This is a genomic window from Pseudomonas macauensis (genome assembly GCF_047902425.1).
In the GTDB taxonomy this organism is placed as follows: Bacteria; Pseudomonadota; Gammaproteobacteria; order Pseudomonadales; family Pseudomonadaceae; genus Pseudomonas.
The window spans coordinates 5186170-5209101 of the sequence record NZ_CP138377.1; the positions used below are offsets into that span (position 1 = coordinate 5186170).

The 22932-nt window shown below is 66.2% G+C and carries 26 protein-coding genes and 1 tRNA gene; 17 read left to right on the forward strand and 10 right to left on the reverse strand.

Going from position 1 to position 22932, the window contains the following annotated elements:
• Positions 1-174: 174 nt before the first annotated feature.
• From SD196_RS23805 to SD196_RS23845, 9 genes are all read left to right on the forward strand, one after another.
• Positions 175-1032 carry a MaoC family dehydratase gene (locus tag SD196_RS23805; RefSeq protein ID WP_416310747.1) on the forward strand — a complete coding sequence of 286 codons (858 nt, stop codon included), beginning with the start codon at positions 175-177 and terminating at the stop codon, positions 1030-1032.
• A 63-nt stretch (positions 1033-1095) separates the two neighbouring features.
• On the forward strand, positions 1096-1413 hold the full coding sequence (locus SD196_RS23810) for a nucleotide pyrophosphohydrolase (RefSeq protein ID WP_331317534.1): 318 nt from the start codon (positions 1096-1098) through the stop codon (positions 1411-1413).
• On the forward strand, positions 1410-2180 hold the full coding sequence (locus tag SD196_RS23815) for a methyltransferase domain-containing protein (protein ID WP_416310748.1): 771 nt from the start codon (positions 1410-1412) through the stop codon (positions 2178-2180). Before SD196_RS23810 ends, SD196_RS23815 begins: the two co-directional genes overlap by 4 nt.
• Before the next feature lie 54 nt (positions 2181-2234).
• Entirely contained in the window at positions 2235-2816 is a 582-nt protein-coding gene (locus SD196_RS23820) for a DUF4136 domain-containing protein (RefSeq protein ID WP_343577035.1), read from the forward strand.
• Positions 2817-2935: 119 nt separating this feature from the next.
• Positions 2936-3508, forward strand: coding sequence for a DUF4136 domain-containing protein (locus SD196_RS23825; protein ID WP_275608790.1), 573 nt, complete (start codon positions 2936-2938; stop codon positions 3506-3508).
• Positions 3509-3521: 13 nt separating this feature from the next.
• Positions 3522-4016, forward strand: a complete 495-nt coding sequence (locus tag SD196_RS23830) for a GNAT family N-acetyltransferase (protein WP_416310749.1) — start codon at positions 3522-3524, stop codon at positions 4014-4016.
• Positions 4003-4377 (forward strand): DsrE family protein, encoded by a 375-nt coding sequence (locus SD196_RS23835; RefSeq protein ID WP_275608792.1) that lies wholly within the window; start codon positions 4003-4005, stop codon positions 4375-4377. The genes SD196_RS23830 and SD196_RS23835 overlap by 14 nt, the downstream gene beginning before the upstream one ends.
• 138 nt (positions 4378-4515) lie before the next feature.
• Positions 4516-4977: a glycine cleavage system protein H gene (locus SD196_RS23840; RefSeq protein WP_275608793.1), complete on the forward strand. Its 462-nt coding sequence runs from the start codon at positions 4516-4518 to the stop codon at positions 4975-4977.
• Complete coding sequence (locus SD196_RS23845; protein WP_416310750.1) at positions 4974-5669, forward strand: M15 family metallopeptidase; 696 nt, start codon at positions 4974-4976, stop codon at positions 5667-5669. The genes SD196_RS23840 and SD196_RS23845 overlap by 4 nt, the downstream gene beginning before the upstream one ends.
• A gap of 31 nt (positions 5670-5700) precedes the next feature.
• On the opposite strand, the gene SD196_RS23850 is transcribed toward SD196_RS23845, so the two are convergent.
• On the reverse strand, positions 5701-6279 hold the full coding sequence (locus SD196_RS23850; RefSeq protein WP_416310751.1) for a hypothetical protein: 579 nt from the start codon (positions 6277-6279) through the stop codon (positions 5701-5703).
• A 177-nt stretch (positions 6280-6456) separates the two neighbouring features.
• Between SD196_RS23850 and SD196_RS23855 the strand changes: the two genes are divergently transcribed.
• Both SD196_RS23855 and SD196_RS23860 read left to right on the forward strand, forming a co-directional pair.
• Positions 6457-6897: an anti-virulence regulator CigR family protein gene (locus SD196_RS23855; protein ID WP_416310752.1), complete on the forward strand. Its 441-nt coding sequence runs from the start codon at positions 6457-6459 to the stop codon at positions 6895-6897.
• Positions 6898-7067: 170 nt separating this feature from the next.
• Positions 7068-7271, forward strand: a complete 204-nt coding sequence (locus tag SD196_RS23860; protein WP_416310753.1) for a hypothetical protein — start codon at positions 7068-7070, stop codon at positions 7269-7271.
• A gap of 54 nt (positions 7272-7325) precedes the next feature.
• Here the strand turns inward: SD196_RS23860 and SD196_RS23865 are convergent, their stop codons facing one another.
• Complete coding sequence (locus SD196_RS23865) at positions 7326-7670, reverse strand: hypothetical protein (protein WP_343577017.1); 345 nt, start codon at positions 7668-7670, stop codon at positions 7326-7328.
• A 212-nt stretch (positions 7671-7882) separates the two neighbouring features.
• Here SD196_RS23865 and SD196_RS23870 point away from each other — a divergent pair, with 212 nt between their 5' ends.
• A complete protein-coding gene (locus tag SD196_RS23870) occupies positions 7883-8119 on the forward strand; it encodes a type II toxin-antitoxin system ParD family antitoxin (RefSeq protein ID WP_015479019.1) in 237 nt (78 codons plus the stop codon).
• Positions 8116-8451 (forward strand): type II toxin-antitoxin system RelE/ParE family toxin, encoded by a 336-nt coding sequence (locus tag SD196_RS23875; RefSeq protein ID WP_416310754.1) that lies wholly within the window; start codon positions 8116-8118, stop codon positions 8449-8451. Before SD196_RS23870 ends, SD196_RS23875 begins: the two co-directional genes overlap by 4 nt.
• An 81-nt stretch (positions 8452-8532) precedes the next feature.
• On the opposite strand, the gene SD196_RS23880 is transcribed toward SD196_RS23875, so the two are convergent.
• The 7 genes from SD196_RS23880 to fdnG form a co-directional block, all read right to left on the reverse strand.
• Positions 8533-8628, reverse strand: a tRNA-Sec gene (locus tag SD196_RS23880).
• A gap of 192 nt (positions 8629-8820) precedes the next feature.
• Positions 8821-10782 (reverse strand): selenocysteine-specific translation elongation factor, encoded by a 1962-nt coding sequence (gene selB / locus SD196_RS23885; RefSeq protein WP_416310755.1) that lies wholly within the window; start codon positions 10780-10782, stop codon positions 8821-8823.
• The gene (selA, locus tag SD196_RS23890) at positions 10779-12185 is read right to left on the reverse strand and encodes an L-seryl-tRNA(Sec) selenium transferase (protein ID WP_370600114.1); all 1407 of its coding nucleotides are present in this window, start codon (positions 12183-12185) and stop codon (positions 10779-10781) included. The genes selB and selA overlap by 4 nt, the downstream gene beginning before the upstream one ends.
• A 161-nt stretch (positions 12186-12346) precedes the next feature.
• A complete protein-coding gene (fdhE, locus tag SD196_RS23895; protein ID WP_370600115.1) occupies positions 12347-13279 on the reverse strand; it encodes a formate dehydrogenase accessory protein FdhE in 933 nt (310 codons plus the stop codon).
• Positions 13280-13405: 126 nt separating this feature from the next.
• Positions 13406-14032 carry a formate dehydrogenase subunit gamma gene (locus tag SD196_RS23900; RefSeq protein ID WP_275608804.1) on the reverse strand — a complete coding sequence of 209 codons (627 nt, stop codon included), beginning with the start codon at positions 14030-14032 and terminating at the stop codon, positions 13406-13408.
• Positions 14033-14116: 84 nt separating this feature from the next.
• Positions 14117-15049: a formate dehydrogenase subunit beta gene (gene fdxH, locus SD196_RS23905; RefSeq protein ID WP_275608805.1), complete on the reverse strand. Its 933-nt coding sequence runs from the start codon at positions 15047-15049 to the stop codon at positions 14117-14119.
• Positions 15050-15057: 8 nt separating this feature from the next.
• Positions 15058-18135, reverse strand: coding sequence for a formate dehydrogenase-N subunit alpha (gene fdnG, locus SD196_RS23910; RefSeq protein WP_275608806.1), 3078 nt, complete (start codon positions 18133-18135; stop codon positions 15058-15060).
• Positions 18136-18634: 499 nt separating this feature from the next.
• On the opposite strand from fdnG, the gene SD196_RS23915 reads away from it, so the two are divergent.
• Positions 18635-20689, forward strand: a complete 2055-nt coding sequence (locus SD196_RS23915; RefSeq protein ID WP_416310756.1) for an FAD-dependent oxidoreductase — start codon at positions 18635-18637, stop codon at positions 20687-20689.
• A gap of 101 nt (positions 20690-20790) precedes the next feature.
• Here the strand turns inward: SD196_RS23915 and SD196_RS23920 are convergent, their stop codons facing one another.
• Positions 20791-21195 carry an SRPBCC family protein gene (locus tag SD196_RS23920; protein ID WP_275608808.1) on the reverse strand — a complete coding sequence of 135 codons (405 nt, stop codon included), beginning with the start codon at positions 21193-21195 and terminating at the stop codon, positions 20791-20793.
• A gap of 91 nt (positions 21196-21286) precedes the next feature.
• On the opposite strand from SD196_RS23920, the gene SD196_RS23925 reads away from it, so the two are divergent.
• The 3 genes from SD196_RS23925 (at position 21287) to SD196_RS23935 (ending at position 22819) form a co-directional block, all read left to right on the forward strand.
• Entirely contained in the window at positions 21287-21736 is a 450-nt protein-coding gene (locus SD196_RS23925; RefSeq protein ID WP_416310757.1) for a DMT family transporter, read from the forward strand.
• A gap of 48 nt (positions 21737-21784) precedes the next feature.
• Positions 21785-22333, forward strand: coding sequence for an isopentenyl-diphosphate Delta-isomerase (gene idi / locus SD196_RS23930; RefSeq protein WP_416310758.1), 549 nt, complete (start codon positions 21785-21787; stop codon positions 22331-22333).
• Between the two features lie 84 nt (positions 22334-22417).
• Entirely contained in the window at positions 22418-22819 is a 402-nt protein-coding gene (locus tag SD196_RS23935; protein WP_275608811.1) for a YkgJ family cysteine cluster protein, read from the forward strand.
• The last annotated feature ends 113 nt before the right edge of the window (positions 22820-22932 follow it).

Sequence of the window (22932 nt, forward strand, 5' to 3'; positions counted from 1 at the left end):
CTGATAAGGGGCTGCTGACGTTTCGGCACGACCGCGAAGGCGCCGCATTTTGCGCAGGGCTAGGCAAGGGAACGCCATTACCGTCGCCCCGCGTCTAGCCTGGCGTGATTTGACGCAGCAACGCGGCTCGCGCCGAAACGCCAGCAGCCCCTTTTGCCCCTCAGGAGATACCCGATGTCCCGCGATTGGCTCGACCTGTCCGCTCCCCCCGCTCTCACCGGCCTGTTCATCCGCGCCGCCCTGCGCCGTGGCGTGCGTGGCCGCAGCCTGCCGACCCGCGGCCTGCGCTGCCCGGTCACGGTCGATCCGAAGCACCTGGAGCGCTATCGCAAGGTCTGCGGCTTCCCCGACAACCACCTGCTGCCGCCCACCTACCCGCACATCCTGGCCTTCGGCCTGCAGATGGGGCTGCTCACCGATGCACGATTCCCCTTCCCGCTGCTGGGCCTGGTGCACCTGGAGAACCGTATCAGCGTATTGCGGCCCCTGGGCGGGCTCGGGCCGTTCAACGTCAGCGTGCGGGTGGACAACCTGCAACCCCACGAGAAAGGCGTGACCTTCAGCATCATCACCCAGCTCCACGACCAGCTCGGCCTGCTCTGGGAAGGCGACAGCCGCATCCTGTTCCGCGGCATGCGCCTGGACGGCACGCCGCCGGCTCGCGAGGAAACCGCCGAGCTGCCGCTGGAGCAGATCGACGCCTGGAGTTGCCCGGCGGACATCGGCCGGCGCTACGCCCGCGTCGCCGGCGACTACAACCCGATCCACCTGTCCGCCGCCAGCGCCAGGCTGTTCGGCTTCCCCCGCGCCATCGCCCACGGCCTGTGGAACAAGGCACGCAGCCTGGCGGCACTGGGCGAGCAGTTGCCGATGGCCGGCTATCGGGTCGAGGTACGCTTCCAGAAGCCGGTGCTGCTACCCGCCTCCGTCAACCTGCTGGCCAGTGAACCGGCGCCATCCGGGCAGTTCAGCCTGCGCGGCAAGGACGAGCTACCACACATGACCGGCAGCTGGAGCCCGCTGGACGTTTGATGCGCGAGGCTTGAAGCTATGGGGCTCACGTTGGAGCCCCATCTGCATGAACCTCGAAGCTATATGAATCTCGAAGCCATCACCACGCGCCTGCACGCCATCCGCGATCACAACGACTGGAGTCGCTTCCACAGCCCGAAGAACCTGGCCATGGCCGCCAGCGTGGAAATGGCGGAACTGGTGGAAATCTTCCAGTGGCTGCGCGAGGACGAGTCCCGCCAGTTGCCCCCGGAAAAACTCGCCCACGCCGGCCAGGAAGTCGGCGACATCGTGCTCTACCTCCTGTTGCTGTGCGCGGAGCTGGGCATCGACATGGAGCAGGCGGTAAGCGCCAAGCTGGCCGACAGCGAGCGACGCTTCATCGAAGGGGGCGCCAAGTGAGCCAGCCTCCCAAGACCGGTGACCGCCATTTCGACGAACTGGCCACGCGCTTCGCCGAGAAGATCTACGGCGGCGCCAAGGGCGCGATCCGCCTCGCGGTGCTGCAGGCCGACCTTGCCGAAGCGTTGCCGGATCGGCCGCTGCGCGTGCTGGATATCGGCGCGGGCCTGGGCCACATGTCGCTGTGGCTGGCCGGGCGCGGCCATGACGTCACCCTCGCCGAACCCGCCGCACCGATGCTCAAAGGCGCCCGCCAGCGCTTCGCCGAAGCCGGACTCCCCGCTACCTTCATCGAAGCCCCCTGGCAGGACCTGCTCGGCCAGCTGAACGAGCCCTACGACCTGGTGATCTGCCACGCCGTGCTGGAATGGCTGGCCGAGCCGCTGGCCATCCTCCCCGTGCTGCACCAACTGACCCGCAGCGACGGCTGGCTGTCCCTGGCCTTCTACAACCGCGATGCGCTGATCTACCGCAACCTGCTCAAGGGCCATTTCCGCAAGCTGCGCAAGAACCGTTTTTCCGGCGAGGGCCAGAGCCTGACCCCGCAGGAGCCGCTCGACCCGCGCACGCTGGAAGCGGCCATGGACGGGCACTGGCGCATCGAGGCGCGCAGCGGCGTGCGGGTGTTCCATGACTACATGCCGGTGGAGTTCCAGCACAAGGCCGAGCCCCTGGACCTGGTGGAGATGGAACTGCAATACCGTCGACATCCCGCCTTCGCCGGCCTGGGCCGCTACCTGCACTGGCTGTGCCGGCCGCAGGATTAGGTGCATAGTCTGCGAGTGCGCACGCCGACCGGTCCGGGCGTGCGGGAGTCCGTCATGCCGCGTTACCTGCTGATCCTGCCGCTGTTTGCCGCCCTGGCCGCCTGCCAGAGCCCGAATCCCTACTCCGCCACCTCACTGCCGATGCCGCCCGCGCCGGCCTCGGCCGCCCACCCGGGGCTCGACCCCGGCAGCTACCCGGCCGCGCCGATGGACTACGGGCATTACCGCTCCTGGAGCTGGGCCGACGGCACCGGCTTCAGTGGCCCGCTGCAGGATGCCGTCAGCGAAGCCCTCGACCAGCGCGGCCTGCGCCCGGCAAGGAACAATGCGCCGGCGGACCTGGTGGTCAGCGCCCAGCTCTCCAGCGAGCAACGCACCCGGCAGACCACCGACTACTACGGTGGCGGCTACTACGGCGGCTGGGGTGATCCGTGGTACGGCGGCGGTTACTACCCGGTCGTCCGCACCTACGTGGTCACCGTCAGCGTGGTACATATCACCCTGCTCGATGCCCACAGCCACCAACCGGTATGGAGCGGCAGCGCCGAATATGAGAACGGCAGCAGCCAGAGCGACCAGGCCCGCGCGCTACGCGAAGCCGCGCGCAAGGCCATGGACGGCTACCCACCGGGCTGAGCCGGCAGTGGCCAGGGAGGTTGCCGGCCGGACGACTCCGGCGCCCCCGCAACCGCTCTGCCGCTTGCCTTTGCGCGGACTCTGCGCTTGGATGGAAGCTCTATCAGGAGTAATCCACCATGATCCGCCGTTTGCTGTGCCGTTCACTGTTTCTAGGCCTGGTGCTGGGCCTCGCAGCGTGCGAAACCACCAGCGTCAGCCGCGACTACGACACCACCCGCGACTTCTCCCGCTACCTGACCTGGAGCTGGGCGCAACCCTCGTTCGAGTACCGCCCGGACGATCCGCGCATCAAGAGCGACCTCACCGAACAGCGCATCAGTCAGGCCGTCGCCGACGAGTTCGATCAGCGCGGTCTGCGCCAGGCCCAGAACGGCAACATCGGCGACGTGAAAGTGCGCGCCTACCTGATCGTCGACCAGCGCCAGGACCAGATCACCTCCTACAGCGGTGGCTACTGGAACGGCTACTGGGGTGGCTACTGGGGCCCGCCGCCGATGGCCGAGACCCGCACCGTCACCTACAAGGTCGCCACCATCCAGGTCGATCTGTTCGACGGCAAGGACGGCAAACTGGTCTGGCGCGGCAGTGGCGAGCAGGTCATGCGCAGCAGTCCGCCCACGCCTGCCGAACGCGAAGCGGCGATCCGCGAGACTGTGCAGAAAGTCATCGCCCAGTACCCACCGCATTGAGCCGGGAACGAGCGTGGAACATCCAGTCCTCACCCACCGCCCCGCTGCCGCTGGCGACCTCGACGAGGTGGTGCGCTTTCCCCAGGATCGCGACGAACTCTTCTACTGCTACCCCAAGGCAAGCTGGCCGCTGACCGTCGGCCAACTCGCCGCCGCCATGGCCGAGCGCCGCGGCAGCACCCTCGCCCTGCTGGACGGCCGTGTGGCGGGGTTCGCCAACTTCTACCAGTGGCAACCGCGCGAGTACTGCGCGCTGGGCAACATGATGGTCGCTCCCTGGGCGCGCCAGCACGGCGTGGCCCAGTACCTGATCGAGGTCATGGAGAAACTCGCCCGCGACCAGTGCAAGGCGCGGGTGATGAAAGTGTCCTGCTTCAACGCCAACGCCGCCGGGCTGTTGCTCTACACTCGGCTGGGTTATCGGCCGCAGGCCATCGTCGAGCGCACCGACCCGCAGGGCCGGCGCATCGCCCTGGTACAACTGGAGAAAGCCCTTGACCCCATCTGACCGGCAGCGGGTGCTGATCATCGTCAGCAGCGGCCCGAGCACCCCGGCGCGCTGCGCGGCGCCCTTCTACACCGCCACCCTGCTGGCTTGCATGGACGCCCAGGTGACACTGTTCCTCAGCGGCGAAGGCACCCGCCTGGCCTTCCAGGACGTCGCCGACCATCTCTACGCTGCCGAGGGTGGCGAGCCCATCAGCCACTTCATCCAGCAGGCCAAGGAGGCCGGCGCACGCCTGTTGATGTGCCGCGCGCCGGGCGTACCGATCGACGAAAGCCGGTTGATCGAGGAAGTCGACGAGATCGCCAGCGGCGGCGAACTGGCGCGGATGATCCTCGAATACGACCGGGTGCTGACCCTTTAAGCCTCTTCGGAGGCGTCGAGCGAAGTTGAGGCAAGGAAGACGCCGCTGAGAAAGCGGAGTTTACAATCCACGTAAATGACATTTCGAAGTGGCGGCTGACGCCGCATCGACAAAGCGCAGACCCTACGAGAGGCTTAAATGAAGCTGCACGGTCTGGAGTTTCCTAACGACCGCCTGTACGCCCCCGAGTACAACCTCTGGCTGCGCGAGGAGCCCGGCGGCGCCATTACCCTGGGCCTGACCGCTTACGGCTGCGCCCTCTACGGACAGATCTTCGCCTTCACCCCCAAGCGCGACGGCTGGCACATCGAGAGCGACCGCAGCTTCGGCGTGGTCGAATTCGCCAAGGCCGCCTCCTCCGCCCGCAGCCCGCTGGCGGGCCACATCCTCGCCAGCAATGATGCCGTGGTACGCCGGCCGGGCCTGATCAACCAGGACTGCTACGGTGAGGGCTGGATGGTGCGCCTGAAGCCGGACGACTGGGCCGCCGTCCGCGACCGCTTCCTGCAAGGCCAGGCCGCGCTGGATGCCTTCGCCCGGCGCATGTACCTGGACAACTACGACCCCGAAGATGACGGGGTACAGGCCCTGCGTCCGTGAACCGGGGAGGTGCGGCACAACGCTGGCGCCTCCTGCTCCCGCTGCTGCTGATCGTCTGCCTGCCACTGCGTGCCGATCAACCGGCGCAACCCGGCTTCGTCTACCTCGACCAGGTACTGAAATCCGCCCGCTACGACGTACGCTACGCCGCCTCCGACAACTTCGTCGGCGAGCCCATCGACGGCTACCAGACAGCGCGGATCATCGTCACCCGCGAAGCCGCCACCGCGCTGGCCGCCGTGGAACAGGACCTCGCCCTGAGCGGCCTGGCCCTGAAAATCTTCGATGGTTATCGTCCCCAGCGTGCCGTGGAAGCCTTCAAGCGCTGGGCCGCTGATCCGCAGGACACCCGGCAGAAGGCCCGCTACTACCCGGACCAGGACAAGCGCGCGCTGTTCCGCGACGGCTATATCGCCCAGCACTCCGGGCACTCGCGCGGCAGCACCGTCGACCTGACGCTGGTGGAGGTAAAGACGGGGGAGGAGTTGGACATGGGCAGCCGCTTCGACTTCTTCGGCCCCATTTCCCACCATGGCACGCCGCTGATCAGCGTGCAGCAGACCCGCAACCGCGAGACGCTGCGCCAGGCCATGCTACGCCACGGGTTCGAACCCTACGCCGCGGAATGGTGGCATTACCGGCTGAAAGCCGAGCCCTATCCGGCGACCTATTTCGATTTTCCGGTGCAATGAGGAGAGCGGCCGTCCCTGGCCGCGGGACGACTCACTCGTCGTCGTGATCGTTCTTGGTGGAGTTATCCGAAGCGTTGTCCAGGCCCTTGGTATTGTGAGTACCCGGGGTGGTGTCGGAGATCGCCGTTGCCTTGGACAGGCCACGGGTGTCCTTCGAATGAGCCACGGACGAGGTCGTCGCGCCATGGCCCTTGCTGTCGTTCTTGGTGCTGCCGTTGTGATTGCCGCTCACACCATGGTCGCGAGTGGCCTTGCCGGCATGTTCGACGCCTTCGACCTTGCCATTGCGCTTCGCGCCGTGGATGCCGGAGCTACCGTCGGACGGGTCACTGGTATGGCCAAGAGCGCCTTTGCCCTTGCCATTGCCGTGACCATTTCCATCGCCATCACCGCCACCATTGGTACCGCTGTGGCCGGCACTGTTGCCGCCGCCATGACCACTGCCATTGCCACCACCGTTACCGCCGCCGTGGCCACCACCATTACCGCCACCGCCGCCGCCATTGCCCTTGGCATAAACCGAACCAATCGGCGAGAGGTCGGCGGGCAGCATGGCCGTGGCGCCGAGGGCGAAAGCACAGACTGCTGCAACAACCAGGGTTTTCTTCATGATCAAGACGCCTCCAGGGGCGGGGTTGAGATACCTCTCTGACTATCCTCCAGCTCCTATGGTTCGGAGCTTTCCGACGAAATGTAAGCACATGTGTACCAACTCACACAGCATCTGAGGCAGTAACAACGGCTACGCTCAGCAACAACAGGATTCCAAGACGGAGGAAAGATGGAGATGCCCAGACTCAATACCCTGCTGGCAGCGACCCTTGGACTTGCCCTGGTAGGCGCCAGCCCGATGCTGCTGGCCGACCCGGGCAACGGCAAGGGCAACAGCCACAGCAAGAACGCTCAGCACGGCAACCAGGGCTACCAGGGACAAGGTGGCAACAACTGGCAAGGCGGCCCGCAGATCGATATCGGGGGCGTTCGCGTGATCCTCGATGACAACCGCGACTATTGGAGCCCGGGCGCCGCCCTGCCGCCGGGCATCCGGAAGAACCTCGCCCGCGGCAAACCGCTGCCGCCCGGCATTGCCAAGAAACTCGACGGCCGCCTGATCGGCCGCCTCCCCCGCTACGACGGCTACGAGTGGCAGCAGGCCGGTACCGATCTGCTCCTGGTCACCATCGCCACCGGCGTCATCTACGAAGTCCTGAGCAACGTACTGGACTGATTCCGCCGAGAGGTTCCTGCGGCGCCCCAAGGACGAGGCTCGCAAACAGGGGGCGCTGCCACAGGCCCCCGTCCAACACTGGAACGCCGCACTCGCCACAACCTGCCCCCCTTAATCCACCGTTAATCCTCCCGGCCGACTCTCGAAGCTCACTCCAGGAGGACTCTCCCATGTTCAAGCTCTCCGTGGTCACCTTCGCCTGCATCACCCTCGCCGGCTGCGCCGACGCCCCGCATTACAACCACTTCAGCGCCATCGAATCGCCGGTGCGCGAATCCTTCGGCGAAGACAACCTCGAACGCCAGCCCACGCGCATCCAGCTGCAGAGCGACGACTACTCGGCGCAACAGCAGCGGATGATGTGGGGACAGTGAGCGCGAACCGTTGGCCGGTGCGCCCTCTTTGACATCAGAGAGGCGTGAACCGGCTTACTCGTTCAAAGCCGGATCGGGGAAGGGCAGCTTGCTCTGCGACTCACTGGGCTGAGCAACCCATTCGCCGTTCTCGCGGTAGAAGTCCGCCTGTGTCTCCGACGAGCCCGCACCAATGTTGACCAGGACCGTACAAGCGATCTGGCCTTCGTGTTCCGACAGGAGCGGCTCAACGCAGGTGCCCACCCTGACGTCGGCCTGACCGACTTCGGGTATGTCCATCATGGCCAGGATGGCGCGTGTCGCATCCTCGGAACTTGGGCGAGATAATTCCTGCGCCTGAACTGCGGACGCCAACACGGCAAGGGCGAGCAGGCGGAGCGGACGAAGTGGTCGCTTCATGAAAGCTCCTCAATGAGCAGTTCGTGAATGGGTAAAGGTACAGGGCAAAACGATCCATCCTGCCCGAATCAAAAAACTAAGCACTTGCCCCCAGTGCCGCCAGTGATCGAGCCATTCCACTTCCCGACGATGGACACACTCTTGATACCGGTGAGGGAGCACCAGTGCTAGTATATTTTGGCAAATTTTGCCATTCCAGAGAGACTGGTCCCATGAGCACGATGAACATTTCCCTGCCGGATACGCTCAAGAGCTTTGTCGATGAGCAGGTCAGCCAGCGCGGTTATGGCACCAGCAGCGAATACGTGCGCGAGCTGATTCGCAAGGATCAGGATCGCCAGCGTCTGCGGGGCCTGTTGATCGCCGGTGCGGAGTCGATGCCTGCGGCACCTGCCGACAGTGACTACTTCGAATCGCTCCGTACCCGGGTGCGTAAGGCTCGGGGATGAAGGCGAAGCCCGTCATTCCACGCCTACTCGCCAATCAGGACGTTGAAGCGGCTGTCGATTACTACCTCAGCGAAGATGCCGAACAGGCTGCTCTGGGGTTCATCGATGCCCTGGAAAAGGCATACGCCCATATCGCCCGGCACCCTGCCAGTGGATCGTCCTGCTACGCCCATGAGCTGGATTTGCCGGGGCTGCATTGCTGGCCACTCAAGCGCTATCCCTATCTGGTGTTCTACGTCGAGCGAGACGATCACATCGATGTGTGGTGCGTACTCCAAGGCATGAACGATATCCCGTCCTGGATGCAGGCTGGCGAGGGCGCACCACACTGAAAGTCCTTCGACACCGACGTCGAAGCGTCTTCCCGGGCAGAGTCGGAAGCCTAGAGCCACGTGGGCTTTAGAGAAGGGAATTGGCGGAAGGCAGTGGGAGTCGAACCCACCCAGGAACGGCTGCCGTCCCCCACCGGGTTTGAAGCCCGGCCACGCCACCGGGCGTGCTTGCCTTCCCTGGATTGGCGCCGGCGCTGGAGGGCGGCGGCGGATCGGGAGCCTGGATGTTGCCATCATTGCCTTGAACGGCGCCAGCGCAGCGATGCCGCAGGAGGCTTGAATAGCCGTTCACCCGGTTCGATTCGTGGCCCATCCCCCTAGCCTTACGAGCCACGAAACACGCTTCGACTGCCCATCTCCGGCGGCCATTCAAGCTCGGTCAGCGTTGATCCTGGCTTCCAGGACCTTACCGTAGCTGCCTTCCGGCGCAGTGTTCGCCAGCGCCGAATCCTCCCGAATCCGCCGCTCGTTGCCAAAACGCCGCGTGAAGCCGATTCGATCGAAGTATTCCAGCAGCTGGATACAGCGCTTGCGGCCGATGCCGATGCGGTCGCGGAAGGCGGCGGCGCGGATGATGCCGGCGTCGTCACGCAGATGAAGGGCGTGGGCGACGAGTTGGCGCAGGGTTTCTTCCGGGTAGAACAGGTCCTTCACCACCTGGTGCAGCTGTCCCAGGCGGGCGAGCTTGCGCAGCAGCAGGCGTATGTCGCCCTCCTCCACCGCAAGCTCGCGGGCCAGGTCGCGTACCCAAGGCGGGTCGAAGACGCCGGCGAGCAGCAAAGGCCAGAGGCGCTCGCGCAAGCGCTCGTCGGCCTCGCCCAGTTGCACGCGGTGATCGGGCAGGTGCAGCCAGGGGCCGCTGCTGTCGATACGTTTATCCGTCAGCAGGCTTTCCAGCAGGGCGATGAAGACGGGGCGCTCCAGCTGAGGCAAGGCGTAGCGGCGCAGACGGTCGCGGTCGGGGCCGAGCTCGTCGGGCGCTTCTTCATGGAAGCGTTGCAGGGCGTCGATCACCTGCTGTTGCAGGGTGCTCCAGCGCTGTGCCGAAAACAGGCGCGGACCGAGACGGGTGCCGACCTCGACCAACCCGGCAGGCAGCTCCCAGGTCGCGCGCGGACGATTGAACTGCCGCGCCAGCAGCGCCGGGTCGAGCCCGTTGCTGGCGTGCGCCAGCAAGGTCGGCAAGGCACTTTCCAAGCTCTCGCCCTGCAAGGCGCGCAGTTGCTCCAGGCGTTCAGGACTGCGGCGGTTGCGTGCCGGGGCGAAGGGGTCGAGCACGCGGCCACCGCCGAGGGTGCGCTGGGCCGACTGGTCGCGCAGTACCAGGCGATCGCCGTGGACGGCGTGGCTGGGGGCGTTCAGCACCAGTTGTGCAAAAGCGCGCTCGCCCGGTTGCAGGCGCTCATCTTCCAGCAGGGCGATGCGGCCCGTGACATCCTGGGCGCCAAGGTGCGCATGAACCGGCGTCCAATGCACGAAGGCCCGCGTCTCGCTGGGCAGCAGGTGCAGGTCGATATCGATGCGCGTGGTGGGTGCGTGCAGCTCCGGCGCGATCAGCCAGTCGCCCCTATGAATCTGGTCGAGGCTCAAACGCTCGCCAGCGATGTTCACCGCCACGCGTTGTCCGGCGTGGGCCTGCTGTGCCTCGCGATTCTGCGCGTGCAGGCCGCGAATTCGCACGCGTCGTCCGCCGTTGCCGAGCAGCAATTCGTCGCCAACGCTAACCGCGCCAGCGAAGGCAGTGCCGGTAACGACGATGCCTGCTCCGCTGACGCTGAAGGCTCGATCCACCGCCAGACGGAAGCCGCCCGACGCTCCGCGTTCGAAGGTTTCGCGCGCGGCTTCGCTGAGCGCTTCGCGCAAGGCGTCGATGCCTTCGCCGCTGACGCTGGAGACCGGCAAGATCGGAGCTCCGGCCAGCGGTCCTTCGGCGAGCAGTTCCTGCACTTCGCGCGCAGCATGTTCCACCTGCTCGACAGGTACGCGGTCGGCCTTGGTCAGCGCAACGATGGCGCGGCGGATGCCCAACAGTTCGACGATGGCGAGATGCTCGCGGGTCTGCGGCATCACCCCGTCGTCGGCGGCAACGACCAGCAGAACCAGGTCGATGCCGCTGGCGCCGGCGAGCATGTTGTGGACGAAGCGTTCATGGCCCGGCACGTCGATGAAGCCGGTAAGCGTGCCATCCCCAAGGTCGGCGTAGACATAGCCCAGATCGATGGTGATACCGCGCTCGCGCTCGGCCGGGCGGCGGTCGCCCTCGATGCCGGTGAGGGCGCGCAGCAGGGAGGTCTTGCCGTGGTCGATGTGTCCGGCGGTTCCGACTATCACGCGTCGCCCTCGGCCAGCAGGGGCAGTTGGGCGACGAAGCCGGGCTCGTCGTCGAGCTGGCGCAGGTCGAGCCAGAGAGCGTCGTCGTCGATGCGGCCAAGCACGGGAATCGGCAGGCAGCGCAGGCGCTCTTCCAGATCGAGCAATGCACGACCGCGTTGGCGCTTGGGTTGGTTCGGGCGCAGGCACAGGGCGGCGCTGGGCAGCCGGGCGACCGGCTGGGCGCCGCTGCCGATCATGCCCAGTGCGTCTTCGGCGCTGACGCTCCAGCTCTCGCCAAGCAGGCTCGCCAAGGTCGGCGCCAGGCGCTGGGCCTGGGCGCGTATGTCGGTCTGAGGGCGGCTGAGCAGGCGCAGGCTGGTGAGGCGTTCAGCGAGTCGGTCCGGATCGCGGTAGAGATTGAGTACGGCTTCGAGCGCGGCGAGGGTCAGCTTGTCCACGCGCAGGGCGCGCTTGAGCGGGTTCTTCTTGATCTTGCCGATCAGCGACTGGCTGCCGAGGATCAGCCCGGCCTGCGGGCCGCCGAGCAGCTTGTCGCCGCTGAAGGTGACGATGTCGGCGCCATCGTGCAGGGCTTCCTGCACGGTCGGCTCCTTCGGCAGACCCCAGCGGGTGAGGTCGACCAGGGTGCCGCTGCCGAGGTCTTCCAGCAGCGGCAGGCCGTGGGCGTGGGCGATCTGTGCCAGTTGCGGGGTGGCGACGCTGGCGGTGAAGCCCTGCACGCTGTAATTGCTGGTGTGCACGCGCATCAGCAGGCCGGAGCGCGGGCCGATGGCGGCTTCGTAGTCTTTGGCGTGAGTGCGGTTGGTGGTGCCGACTTCGACCAGCTTCACCCCGGCGCGGGACATGATGTCGGGAATGCGGAAGGCGCCGCCGATCTCGATCAGTTCGCCGCGGGAAATGATGCCTTCCTTGCGTGCACCCAGGCTGTTGAGCGCCAGCAGCACGGCGGCGGCGTTGTTGTTGACCACGGTGACGGCTTCGGCGCCGGTCAGCTCGCGGATCAGCCCGGTAATGAGGTCGTCACGGTCGCCGCGCTTGCCGGTAGCAAGATCGAATTCGAGGTTGAGCGGGTAGCGCGCGGCCAGGGTGATGGCTTCGATGGCTTCTTCCGGCAACAGTGCGCGGCCGAGGTTGGTGTGCAGTACGGTGCCGGTGAGGTTGAACACCCGGCGCACGCGGCTGGCATGGTGCGCCGCGAGGCGTTCGCCGGCGCGGCCGGCGAGCACGGACTCTTCCAGCTCGACAGCGGCCAGTTGGCCATGGCGCGCGGGCTCGCGCAGTTCGTCGAGCAGATCGCGCAGGGTCTTGAGCAGGGCCTCGCGGCCGTAGCGCTGCTGCAGCGGCTGGCAGGCCGGGCTGCGCAGCAGGCGGTCGATGGAGGGCAGGCGTACCGAGGTCATGGACGGGCCTTAATGCGGAGTCGATGGCTGGAGTCAGTGTAGGGCGTATAACCGTTCGCGGTTATACGCCGATGCACCTCGGCCCTTATCCGCACTGGGGTTGAACCCGGAGCGCAGTGATGCCGAGGCCAGACGGCGTACAAGGTGGAGCCTTGTACGCCCTACGAGGAGCCACCTGGCGCCAGCAGCAGGTTCGGCGCGGTACGCAGGAAGCCGTCCTCGGCGAGGCGGATATCCAGCGCAAGGCTGGCCAGATCGTCGGCCTGAGCCTCGGCGTGCTTGTCGTGCTGCAGATAGAACTGCTTGAGGTAGGACTGGCAACCGGGGCAGGTCTCGGCCTTGAGCGGCGCCTGGTCGCTGGCGACGCCTTCGCGCTGCAGCGAGTAATAGGCCAGGCCCTTGCTCTCGGCGCAGTGGCTGCATTTGACCCGCACGTAGTGCCATTCGCAGGAGCACAGCGAGCACGACAGGTAGCGCAGGCCGGCGTGCTTGCCCTGGTGGCGGATCATCCCGGCCACCGGCGGTGCGCCGCAGGCCGGGCAGAGGGTCTGGCTGTCGGTTTCCGCCAAGGTGTCTTCGGGCAGCGCCAGCAGCCACTGGCTGAAGGCGACTTGCAGCACGGCGCCGAGGAAGGGCACCAGGGCTGGCGGCAGCAGGTCGAACTGGCCGTTGAGCAGGCCCAGGGCCCAGGCCTTGCGCTGGCCTTCGTCGGCGCCGCGCAGGGCCTTCAGCGCCTGGACGATAGCCGGGTTGGCGGTGGGTTCATAGGCGTCGAGGAAGGCGTCCAGCAGCGGCAACCAGGCGCCTTCACGCACCAGCACTTCGTAGGCCAGCGGCGGCATGCGGTGTTCATGGCTGCGGGCCAGCGCGGTGGCGTCAGGCCCTGGCAGCGGCAGTTTGCGATCGAGTAGCGCCTGCTGGGCGTCGCAGACACCGGCGATCAGTTCGAGGTAGCCCTGCAGCGGATTGCCCGGCGCCAGTTCGCGCAGGCGCGCGGCGCGGCGGGTGAAGAGATCGGGAGACGGCAGGTTGAACAGCGGAGGGATGTTGGCGGCAGCTTCGATCTGCCCGGGTTCGAGAATTCGGCCTGACACGCAGGACTCCTTGTTGGGTTCGGAGCGGGGCCAGAAAGGGCCCTCTCCCTAGCCCTCTCCCTGAAGGGAGAGGGGACTGTCCGTGCCGACTGGCAAGTCAGTGCCAGCCGGCGGTTACGTCGACACTCAGTGGCCCTTGCCCTTCTCCACGTCCTTCAGCCAGCCATTGTGGTGCTTGCGCGCCCAACCGCGGCTGACCCAGCCGTAGAGCATGGCACCCATCGAGCCCTTCACCCAGATGCCGGCGTAGATGTGCACCAGGATGCTGCAGATGAGCACGAAGGCTGCGAAGGCGTGCAGCAGCGACGCCAGGCGGATGATGTCGATGCCGAACCACTGGCTGAAGTACGCCCGCCACATGACGAAGCCGGTCAGCAGCAGCACCAGCATGCACAGCAGCAGGGTCCAGAACAGCAGCTTCTGCCCGGCGTTGTAGCGGCCGACTTCCGGGAGGTTTTCCTCGCGGTTGGCGACCACGTCGCGCCATTGCTTGAGCCATTGCACATCGCGTTTTTCCACCAGGTTGTGGTGGGCGAAACGCACCACCAGCCCGAGGAAGAACAGGAACATCGCCACCCCGAGGAAGGGGTGGAGAATGCGCGTCCACGGGCCGCCGCCGAACAGGTTGGTCAGCCAGAACATGGCCGGGTGGAACAGCGCCAGCCCCGAGAGGCCGGCGAGGAAGAACAGGATGGCCACCATCCAGTGGTTGCTCCGTTCGTTGGCGTTGTAGCGCTGGATATCTTTCTTCATTTGGTCGGGCTCCTGGGAGAGCTTGGAAGCGCCCTCTCCCCAACCCTCTCCCTGAAGGGAGAGGGGGCAGTTCGGCGTGTGGGCTCAGCGTGGAGTACGCGGATCATAGTCATGCACAGCGGGATCGACCTTGTGCACCGGCGCCTGCGGGTCGGGTCCGCCTTCCTCGTCCTCCTCCACCCGGTTGGGACCGGTGCGGGTGTAATGGAAGAACCCGGCCAGCACCACGCCCGCCATGGCCAGCAGGCCCAACGGTTTGGTGATGCCTTTCCACAGACTGACCAGCGGGCTGATCGCCGGCTTGTCGGGCAGGCCGGCGTAGAGCGACGGCTGGTCGTTGTGGTGCAGCACGTACATCACGTGGGTGCCGCCCACGCCTTCGGGGTCATACAGGCCGGCGTGCTCGAAGCCGCGCGACTTCAGGTCCTCGATGCGCTCGGCGGCGTGCTCCTTCATGTCCTCCTTGGTGCCGAAGACGATGGCGCCGGTCGGGCAGGTTTTCACGCAGGCCGGCTCCATGCCCACCGCCACGCGGTCGGAACACAGGGTGCACTTGTACGCCTTGTGGTCCTTCTGCGAGATGCGCGGGATGTTGAACGGGCAACCGGTGATGCAGTAACCGCAGCCGATGCAGTGGTCCTGGTTGAAGTCGACGATGCCGTTGGCGTATTTGACGATCGCCCCCGGGCTCGGGCAGGCCTTCAGGCAGCCGGGCTCGGCGCAGTGCATGCAGCCGTCCTTGCGGATCAGCCACTCCAGGTTGCCGGCCGGCGCTTCGTATTCGGTGAAGCGCATGACCGTCCAGGATTCCGCCGTCAGGTCGATCGGGTTGTCGTAGGTGCCGTGGTTGTGGCCCACCTCGTCGCGCAGCTCGTTCCATTCCGAACAGGCGACCTGGCAGGCCTTGCAGCCGATGCACTTCGACACGTCGATCAGCTTGGCCACTTCCTCCTCGCGCCGCACCGAGGGCATCGGCGTGGTGGTGGCGGAGCGGGCGTAGATGTCTTGGCTACTCATGTTTCACCTCACGCCTTTTCCACGTTGACGAGGAAGGATTTGAACTCCGGCGTCTGCGTGTTCCCGTCGCCCACGAAGGGGGTCAGGGTGTTGGTCAGGTAGCCGTTGCGCGCCACCCCGGAGAAGCCCCAGTGCAAGGGGATGCCCACGTGGTGCACGGTCTTGCCGTTGACCTGCAGCGGACGGATGCGCTTGGTCACCACCGCCACCGCCTTGATGTAGCCGCGATTGGAGGAGACCTTCACGCGGTCGCCGGCCTTGATACCGAGTTCCTTGGCCAGCGCCTCGCCGATCTCGACGAACTGCTCCGGCTGGACGATGGCATTCAGACGGCAATGCTTGGTCCAGAAGTGGAAGTGTTCGGTGAGCCGGTAGGTGGTCGCGGCATAGGGGAACTCGTCGGCCTTGCCGAACAGTTCCATGTCGTTCTTGAACACCCGCGCGGCCGGACTGCTGATGGCCTGCGGATTCTTGTGCAGCGGGTTGATCCCGATGGGCGTCTCGAACGGCTCGTAGTGCTCGGGGAACGGGCCCTCGGCCATCTTGTCGACGGCGAAGAACCGCGCCACGCCTTCGGGGTTCATGATGAAGGGGTTCATCCCCGCTTCCGGCGCCACGTCGACCTTGTAGTCAGGCACATCGGTGCCGCCCCAGGCCTTGCCGTTCCACCACACCAGGCGCTTCTTCACCGGGTCCCAGGGCTTGCCGCTGGGGTCGGCGGAGGCGCGGTTATAGAGGATGCGCCGGTTGGCCGGCCACGCCCAGGCCCAGCCGAGGGTCTGGCCCATCGCGTAGGGGTCGCTGTTGTCGCGGCGGGCCATCTGGTTGCCCAGTTGCGTCCAGGAGCCGGCGAAGATCCAGCAGCCGCTGGCGGTGCTGCCGTCGTCGCGCAGCAGCGCGAAGCCCGGCAGCTGTTCGCCGGCCTTGGCCAGGACCATGCCGTTGGCCGGGTCGACCAGGTCGGCCAGGGCCTTGCCGTTGTACTCCTTGGCCAGCTCGTCCGGGCCGGGTTCGTCGGGTTTCAGGTAGTTCCAGTCCAGGCCGAGGATCGGGTCGGGGAACTTGCCGCCGTCCTTGGCGTAGGCATTGCGCAGACGGTGGTAGAGGCCGGCCATGATCGCGATGTCGGTACGCGCCTCGCCCGGTGGTTCGGCGCCCTTCCAGTGCCATTGCAGCCAGCGGCCGGAGTTGACGATGGAGCCGTCTTCCTCGGCAAAGCAGCTGGTGGGCAGGCGGAATACGGTGGTCTGGATGGACTTGGTGTCGACGTCGTTGTGCTCGCCGGCATTGCGCCAGAACTCCGAGGTCTCGGTGGCCAGCGGGTCCATCACCACCATCCACTTCAGCTTGGCCAGCGCAGCACTGACCTTGGCCTTGTTGGGGAAGGAGGCGATGGGGTTGAAGCCCTGGCAGAAGTAACCGTTGACCTTGCCCTGGTACATCATGTCGAAGTAGCGCAGCACGTCGTAGCCGGCGCCCGGCATGTCCAGCTTGGGCAGCCAGTCGTAGCACCAGTTGTTTTCCTTGGTGGCCGACTTGCCGAACCAGGACTTCATCAGGCTGACGTGGAACTTGGGATAGTTCTGCCAGTAGGACAGCTGGCCCGGGCGCAGCGGCTTGGCGGTGCGCTTGGCGATGTAGGCGTTGTAGTCCTGCTCGGCGTCGCCGGCCAAGGTCAGGTAGCCCGGCAGCGAGTTGGACAGCAGCCCGAGGTCGGTCAGCCCCTGGATGTTGGAGTGGCCACGCAGCGCGTTCATGCCGCCGCCGGGCATGCCGATGTTGCCCAGCAGCAGCTGGACCATCGCGCCGGTGCGGATCATCTGCGCCCCCACCGAGTGCTGGGTCCAGCCCAGGGCGTACATGATGGTCATCACCTTGTCCGGTGCTGCGGTGGTGGAAATCTCCTCCCACACCTTGAGCATCATGTCCTTGGGCGTGCCACAGATGTTGCTCACCACGTCCGCCGTATAGCGGCTGTAGTGCTGCTTCATCAGGTTGAACACGCAACGCGGGTGCTGCAGCGTCGGGTCGACCTTGGCGAAACCGTCCTCGCCCAGCTCGTACTGCCAGGAGGATTTGTCCGGGTAGGTGCGTTTCTCGGCGTCGTAGCCGTTGAACAGGCCGTCCTCGAAACCGAAGCCTTCCTTCACGATGAAGGAGACGTCGGTGTAGTTGTGCACGTATTCCTTCTGGTACTTGTCGTTTTCCAGCAGGTAGTTGATCAGGCCGCCGAGGAAGGCGATGTCCGTGCCGGTGCGGATGGGCGCGTAATAGTCGGCCACCGAAGCGGAACGGGTGAAACGCGGGTCGACCACCAGCAGGCGCGCCTTGTTGTGCGCCTTGGCTTCGGTCACCCACTTGAAGCCGCACGGGTGCGCTTCAGCAGCGTTGCCGCCCATGATCAGGACCAGATCGGCATTCTTGATGTCGGTCCAGTGGTTGGTCATGGCTCCACGGCCAAACGTCGGGGCAAGACTTGCCACCGTCGGGCCGTGTCAGACACGCGCTTGGTTATCGAACGCCAGCAGTCCCAGGGAACGCACCACCTTGTGGGTGATGTAACCCGCTTCGTTGGAAGACGCCGACGCGGCCAGGAAGCCGGTAGTCAGCCAGCGGTTCACCGTCTGGCCCTGGGCGTTCTTCTCGATGAAGTTGGCGTCGCGGTCTTCCTTCATCAGCTTGGCGATGCGGTCCAGCGCCTCGTCCCAGCCGATGCGCTTCCACTCGCTGGAGCCCGCCTCGCGGATTTCCGGGTACTTCAGGCGGTTGGGGCTGTGGACGAAGTCGAGCAGGCCCGCGCCTTTCGGGCAGAGGGTGCCGCGGTTGACCGGGTGATCGGAATCACCCTCGATGTGGATGATGTTCTGCGCAACGTTCTTCGCCGCATCCCCTTGGCTGTACATGAGGATGCCGCAGCCCACCGAGCAGTACGGGCAGGTGTTGCGGGTCTCGACGGTGCGCGCAAGCTTGAAATGGCGGACCTGGTCGGCGAATGCATCCGGGGGCGCAACCCCGAGTGCCGCCAGGCTCGATCCTCCAAGGCCTACAGCGCAAACCTTGAAGAATTGCCGACGGTTCATATCCATCGTGCGTCTCCTGATCAGGCAGCGTACGTCCGGTACATGGCCGGACCCTTGCTGCTTAAAAGATAGCCAAGCCGGGCCGATGCGCCAGCTTGAGCGGGGCAGACCATGCACGCTGGGGGTTTGCGGCGCATTGACGCGCGTCAGTCCGTCACCGGGAACGGAAGAGGCAATACTCCCAAAGGAGCATCAGGGGTAGGCACAGGAGAGACTGCTACCGTCGGGACGGCAGGCGGACTGCTGGCGGTCGGTCTGGAGAGACTCATGCAGCCCCAAGAGGGCCAACCCGATGAGAATCGCGAGTAGGTAATGGCGCGCATGTCTTCTTCTTATCGCTTTCATGACGTCCTCCCGTCACTTCAGCTTGCGTTCGGGGCACGAAGCCCTGCCATGAGGGAAAGTCTGCGGCCTATACGCCCGCTGTCAACCGCTGGCTTGACCGAAATGCCCGAACGGCACGGCATCCGGGCCGTTCACCGACGCACGGCAAGCCAATAGGGTGATGGGAACTCCAATGCCCACGGTTGCTTCCATGTCCACGCCCGTCTCGCCCTACCCTCACCTGCTCGCCCCGCTCGACCTGGGCTTCACCCAGCTGCGCAACCGCGTGGTGATGGGCTCGATGCACACCGGGCTGGAAGACCGCCTGTGGGACTTCGGCAAACTCGCCGCCTACTACCGCGAGCGGGCGCGCGGCGGCGTCGGGTTGATCATCAGCGGCGGATTCGCGCCCAACCGCGAAGGCTGGCTGCTGCCGCTGGGCAGCAGCCTCACCAGCGGTCTGCAGGTGCCGGCGCACCGGCGCCTGACCCAGGCGGTGCAGCGCGAGGGCGGCAAGATCCTGCTGCAGATCCTGCACGCCGGGCGCTATGGCTATCACCCGCTGGTGGTGTCTGCCTCGCCGATCAAGTCGCCGATCAGCTGGTTCAGCCCGCGCGAACTCTCCGAGCGCGGCATCCTGCGCACCCTCGCCGCCTTCGTCCGCTGCGCGAAGCTGGCCCAGGCAGCCGGTTATGACGGCGTGGAGATCATGGGCAGCGAGGGCTACCTGCTGAACCAGTTCCTCTGCCCGCGCACCAACCAGCGCCGCGACCGCTGGGGCGGCGACCTGGGCAACCGCATGCGCCTGCCGCTGGAGATCGTCCGGCGCATCCGCCGCGCGCTGGGCGAGCGCTTCATCATCAGCTACCGGTTGTCGCTGCTGGACCTGGTGGAAGGCGGCAACAGCTGGGAGGAGGTGCGCACCGTCGCCCGCGCACTGGAAGGCGCCGGCATCGACCTGCTCAACACCGGCATCGGCTGGCACGAGTCGCGGGTGCCGACCATCGTCACCTCGGTGCCGCGCGCGGCCTTCGCCGAGGTCAGCGCGCGACTGCGCCGCGAGCTGCGGGTGCCGGTGATCGCCAGTAACCGCATCAACACCCCGGACGTGGCGGAGCGACTGCTCGCCGAGGGTCACGCCGACCTGGTCTCCATGGCCCGCCCGCTGCTGGCCGACCCGCAGTTCGTGGCCAAGGCCGCTGCCGGACGCGCCGAGGCGATCAACACCTGCATCGCCTGCAACCAGGCCTGCCTCGACCACGCCTTCGCCAACCGCCGCGCCAGTTGCCTGGTGAACCCGCGCGCGGCTTTCGAAACCGAGCTGCGCTACCGCAAGGCGCGGGTGCACAAGCGTATCGCGGTGATCGGCGCCGGCCCTGCCGGGCTCTCCGCCGCCTGCGTGGCCGCCGAGCGCGGGCACCGGGTGACGCTGTTCGAGGCCAGCGGGGAGATCGGCGGGCAGTTCAACCTGGCCAAGCGGGTGCCGGGCAAGGAGGAATTCCACGAAACGCTGCGCTACTTCGCCGTGCGTCTGCGCGACCTGGGCGTCGAGGTGCAACTGGGCCGGCGCATCGCCCAAGGCGAACTGCAGGGCGAGTACGACGAGGTGATTGTCGCTACCGGCATCCGTCCGCGCACGCCGCAGATTCCGGGCATCTCCCACGCCAAGGTGCTCAGCTACCTCGACGTGCTGCGTGGCGCGCCGGTGGGCGAGAAGGTCGCGCTGATCGGCGCCGGCGGCATTGGCTTCGACGTCGCCAGCTACCTGCTCGCCGAGCGCGACGGACCGCAACCGCTGGGCGATTGGCTGGGCCAGTGGGGCATCGACCTGGACAACGCCACGCCGGGTGGGCTGATCCCGCCGCTCGCGGTGGCGCCGCGCCGGCAGCTCTGGCTGCTGCAACGCACGCCCGGCCAGCCCGGCGCCGGACTGGGCAAGACCAGCGGCTGGGTGCACCGCGCGCACCTCAGGCATCACGGTGTGCACATGCTCGGCGGCGTGGAGTACCGGCGCATCGATGATGACGGCCTGCACGTGCGAATCGATGACCGGGAGCAGTGCCTGGCGGTAGACAACGTGGTGATCTGCGCCGGGCAGGAGCCGTTGCTGGAATTGCAGCCGACGCTGGCGGCGCAGAACCTGCGCTACCACGTCATCGGCGGCGCGAACGTGGCGCGGGAGCTGGATGCCAAGCGGGCAATCCGCGAGGGCGCGGAGTTGGCAGCACGCCTTTGACGGCTCTTCGTAGGAGCGAGCTTGCTCGCGAACAGTTTTCCCGCCTGCTGCGGTGCCGGGGGTTCGCGAGCAAGCTCGCTCCTACAGGGGACGCACCGGCATCACGCAGACTCCAGCAACACCTTGATCGCCTGCAGATCCTTCTCCACCCATTGCGCATCGCGCTCGAAGGTGGCGTCGTCCATCTGCGGCTGGCGCAACAGGGTCAGCTGCAATTCGCAGCCATCGCCATTGGCGATCAGCCGCAAGGGAATGTGGATCGCCGGGCTGTCTTCAGGCAGCACCGCGTGGTCCAGCACGCCGAAGGCGTTGTGCGGCGAGAAGCGCACCCGCAGCGGCCCCTGGGGTGTCTGCGCCAGCCACAGATCGCCTTGCAGCGGCTCGATCGCATGGCACAACCCCGAGGCCCAGCGCGGGAAATTCTGCGGTGCGGCGAGAAACTCGTAGGCCTCGCCCCAACGTCGTTCGATGCGGACGCTCAGGGTGCGGGAGGGCAAAGTCATCATGTACGGCTCCAGGAATCGGGCGGAGAGATGCTCCAGTCTGGTGCATACTAGCCGGCTGCCCTTTTCGCTTCGATTGCCCAGGAGTCATTCCATGCCCACGCCGCCCTGGTGGATGTTCGTACTACCCCTGATCGCCGGCGCCTGCCTGCCCTTGCAGGCCGGCATCAATGGCCAGCTGGCCAAGCAGGTGTCCAGCGTACTGGCTGCCGCGCTGATCTCGTTCTTCGTCGGCATGATGGGCCTGCTGGTGCTGACCCTCGCCAACCGCGAATTCCCCAGCCTCAATGCCCTGCGCGAGCTGCCCTGGTGGCAATGGTGCGGCGGTTTCCTCGGCATGTTCTTCATCTTCATCGCCGCCTTCGCCGCGCCGCGCGTCGGGGCACTGATGTTCATGGTGCTGGTGCTCGCCGGCCAGCTGGGCATGGCCATGACCCTCGACCACTTCGGCTGGGCCGGTTTCAGGGAAGCGCCGGTCAGCGGGCTGAAGATCGCCGGCATGGCCGCCATCGCCGTCGGCATCTGGATGATCCGCAAGGGCTGATAAGCTGAACGGCAACGGCCACGGACGACGCGCTCGCAGGAGAATCCCATGACCGACATCCAGGTGATCCTGGTCGACGAACACGACAACCCGACCGGCACGATGGAGAAGCACGCGGCGCATCACCTGGGGCTGCGCCACCGGGCCATCTCGGTATACCTGTTCAACCGCGCCGGCGAGTTGCTGCTGCAACGCCGCGCGCTGGGCAAGTACCACTGCGGCGGACTGTGGAGCAACAGCTGCTGCGGCCATCCGTACCCCGACGAGTCGGTGCAGCACGCCGCCGAGCGCCGGCTGCGCGAGGAAATGGGCGTCCAGGTCGCACTGCGCAAGCTGTTCGAGTTCAGCTACCGCCTGGAGCTGGCCAACGGCATGACCGAGCACGAATACGGCCACCTGTTCGGCGCCATCGACGACCAGCCGCCGCAGCCTGATCCCGAGGAAGCCGACGACTTCCGCTACATCACCCTGGCCGACCTGGAAACCGAGATGACCGCCCACCCGGAGCGCTTCACGCCCTGGTTCCGCCTCTGCTACCCGGACTTCCGCCAGTACCTGCAGGACCACGGCGGGCTCGCGGCCTTCTCGACGGCCTGAGAGCCCCTGTTCGTCGAAAGGCCGCGCAATTCTTCGCGCCGGCCACTATGATGCGCGCCTCGCTCCACCCTGCCGAATGCCGCCATGAGAAAACCGCCGCTAATTGCCAACGCCGAACTCGACCGCCTGGAAACCTGGGCCAAGTACACCTCGGGCCTGTGCAAGGACTGCAACGCCACCTGCTGCACCATGCCGGCGGAAGTCAACGTCAACGACCTGATCCGCATCGGCGTCGTCGACGAATTCGAGCGCGACGAACCGGCGAAGAACATCGCCAAGCGCCTGCTGAAGGAAGGCGTCGTCGAGCGCTTCAACCAGAAGAGCGGCATCTTCACCCTGACCCGCACCAGCAATGGCGACTGCTACTTCCTCGACCGCAAGACGCGCCTGTGCACCGTCTACGCCAAGCGCCCGGATACCTGCCGCAACCACCCGCAGGTTGGCCCGCGTCCCGGTTACTGCGCGTACCGCAAGAAGACCGCCTGAGCGCCAGTCCGTCAGGGAAAAACGCCGCTCTTTGTAGCTTTTCGTAGGAGCGAGCTTGCTCGCGAACCGCATGGCACCGTGCCTTGCAGGTTCGCGAGCAAGCTCGCTCCTAC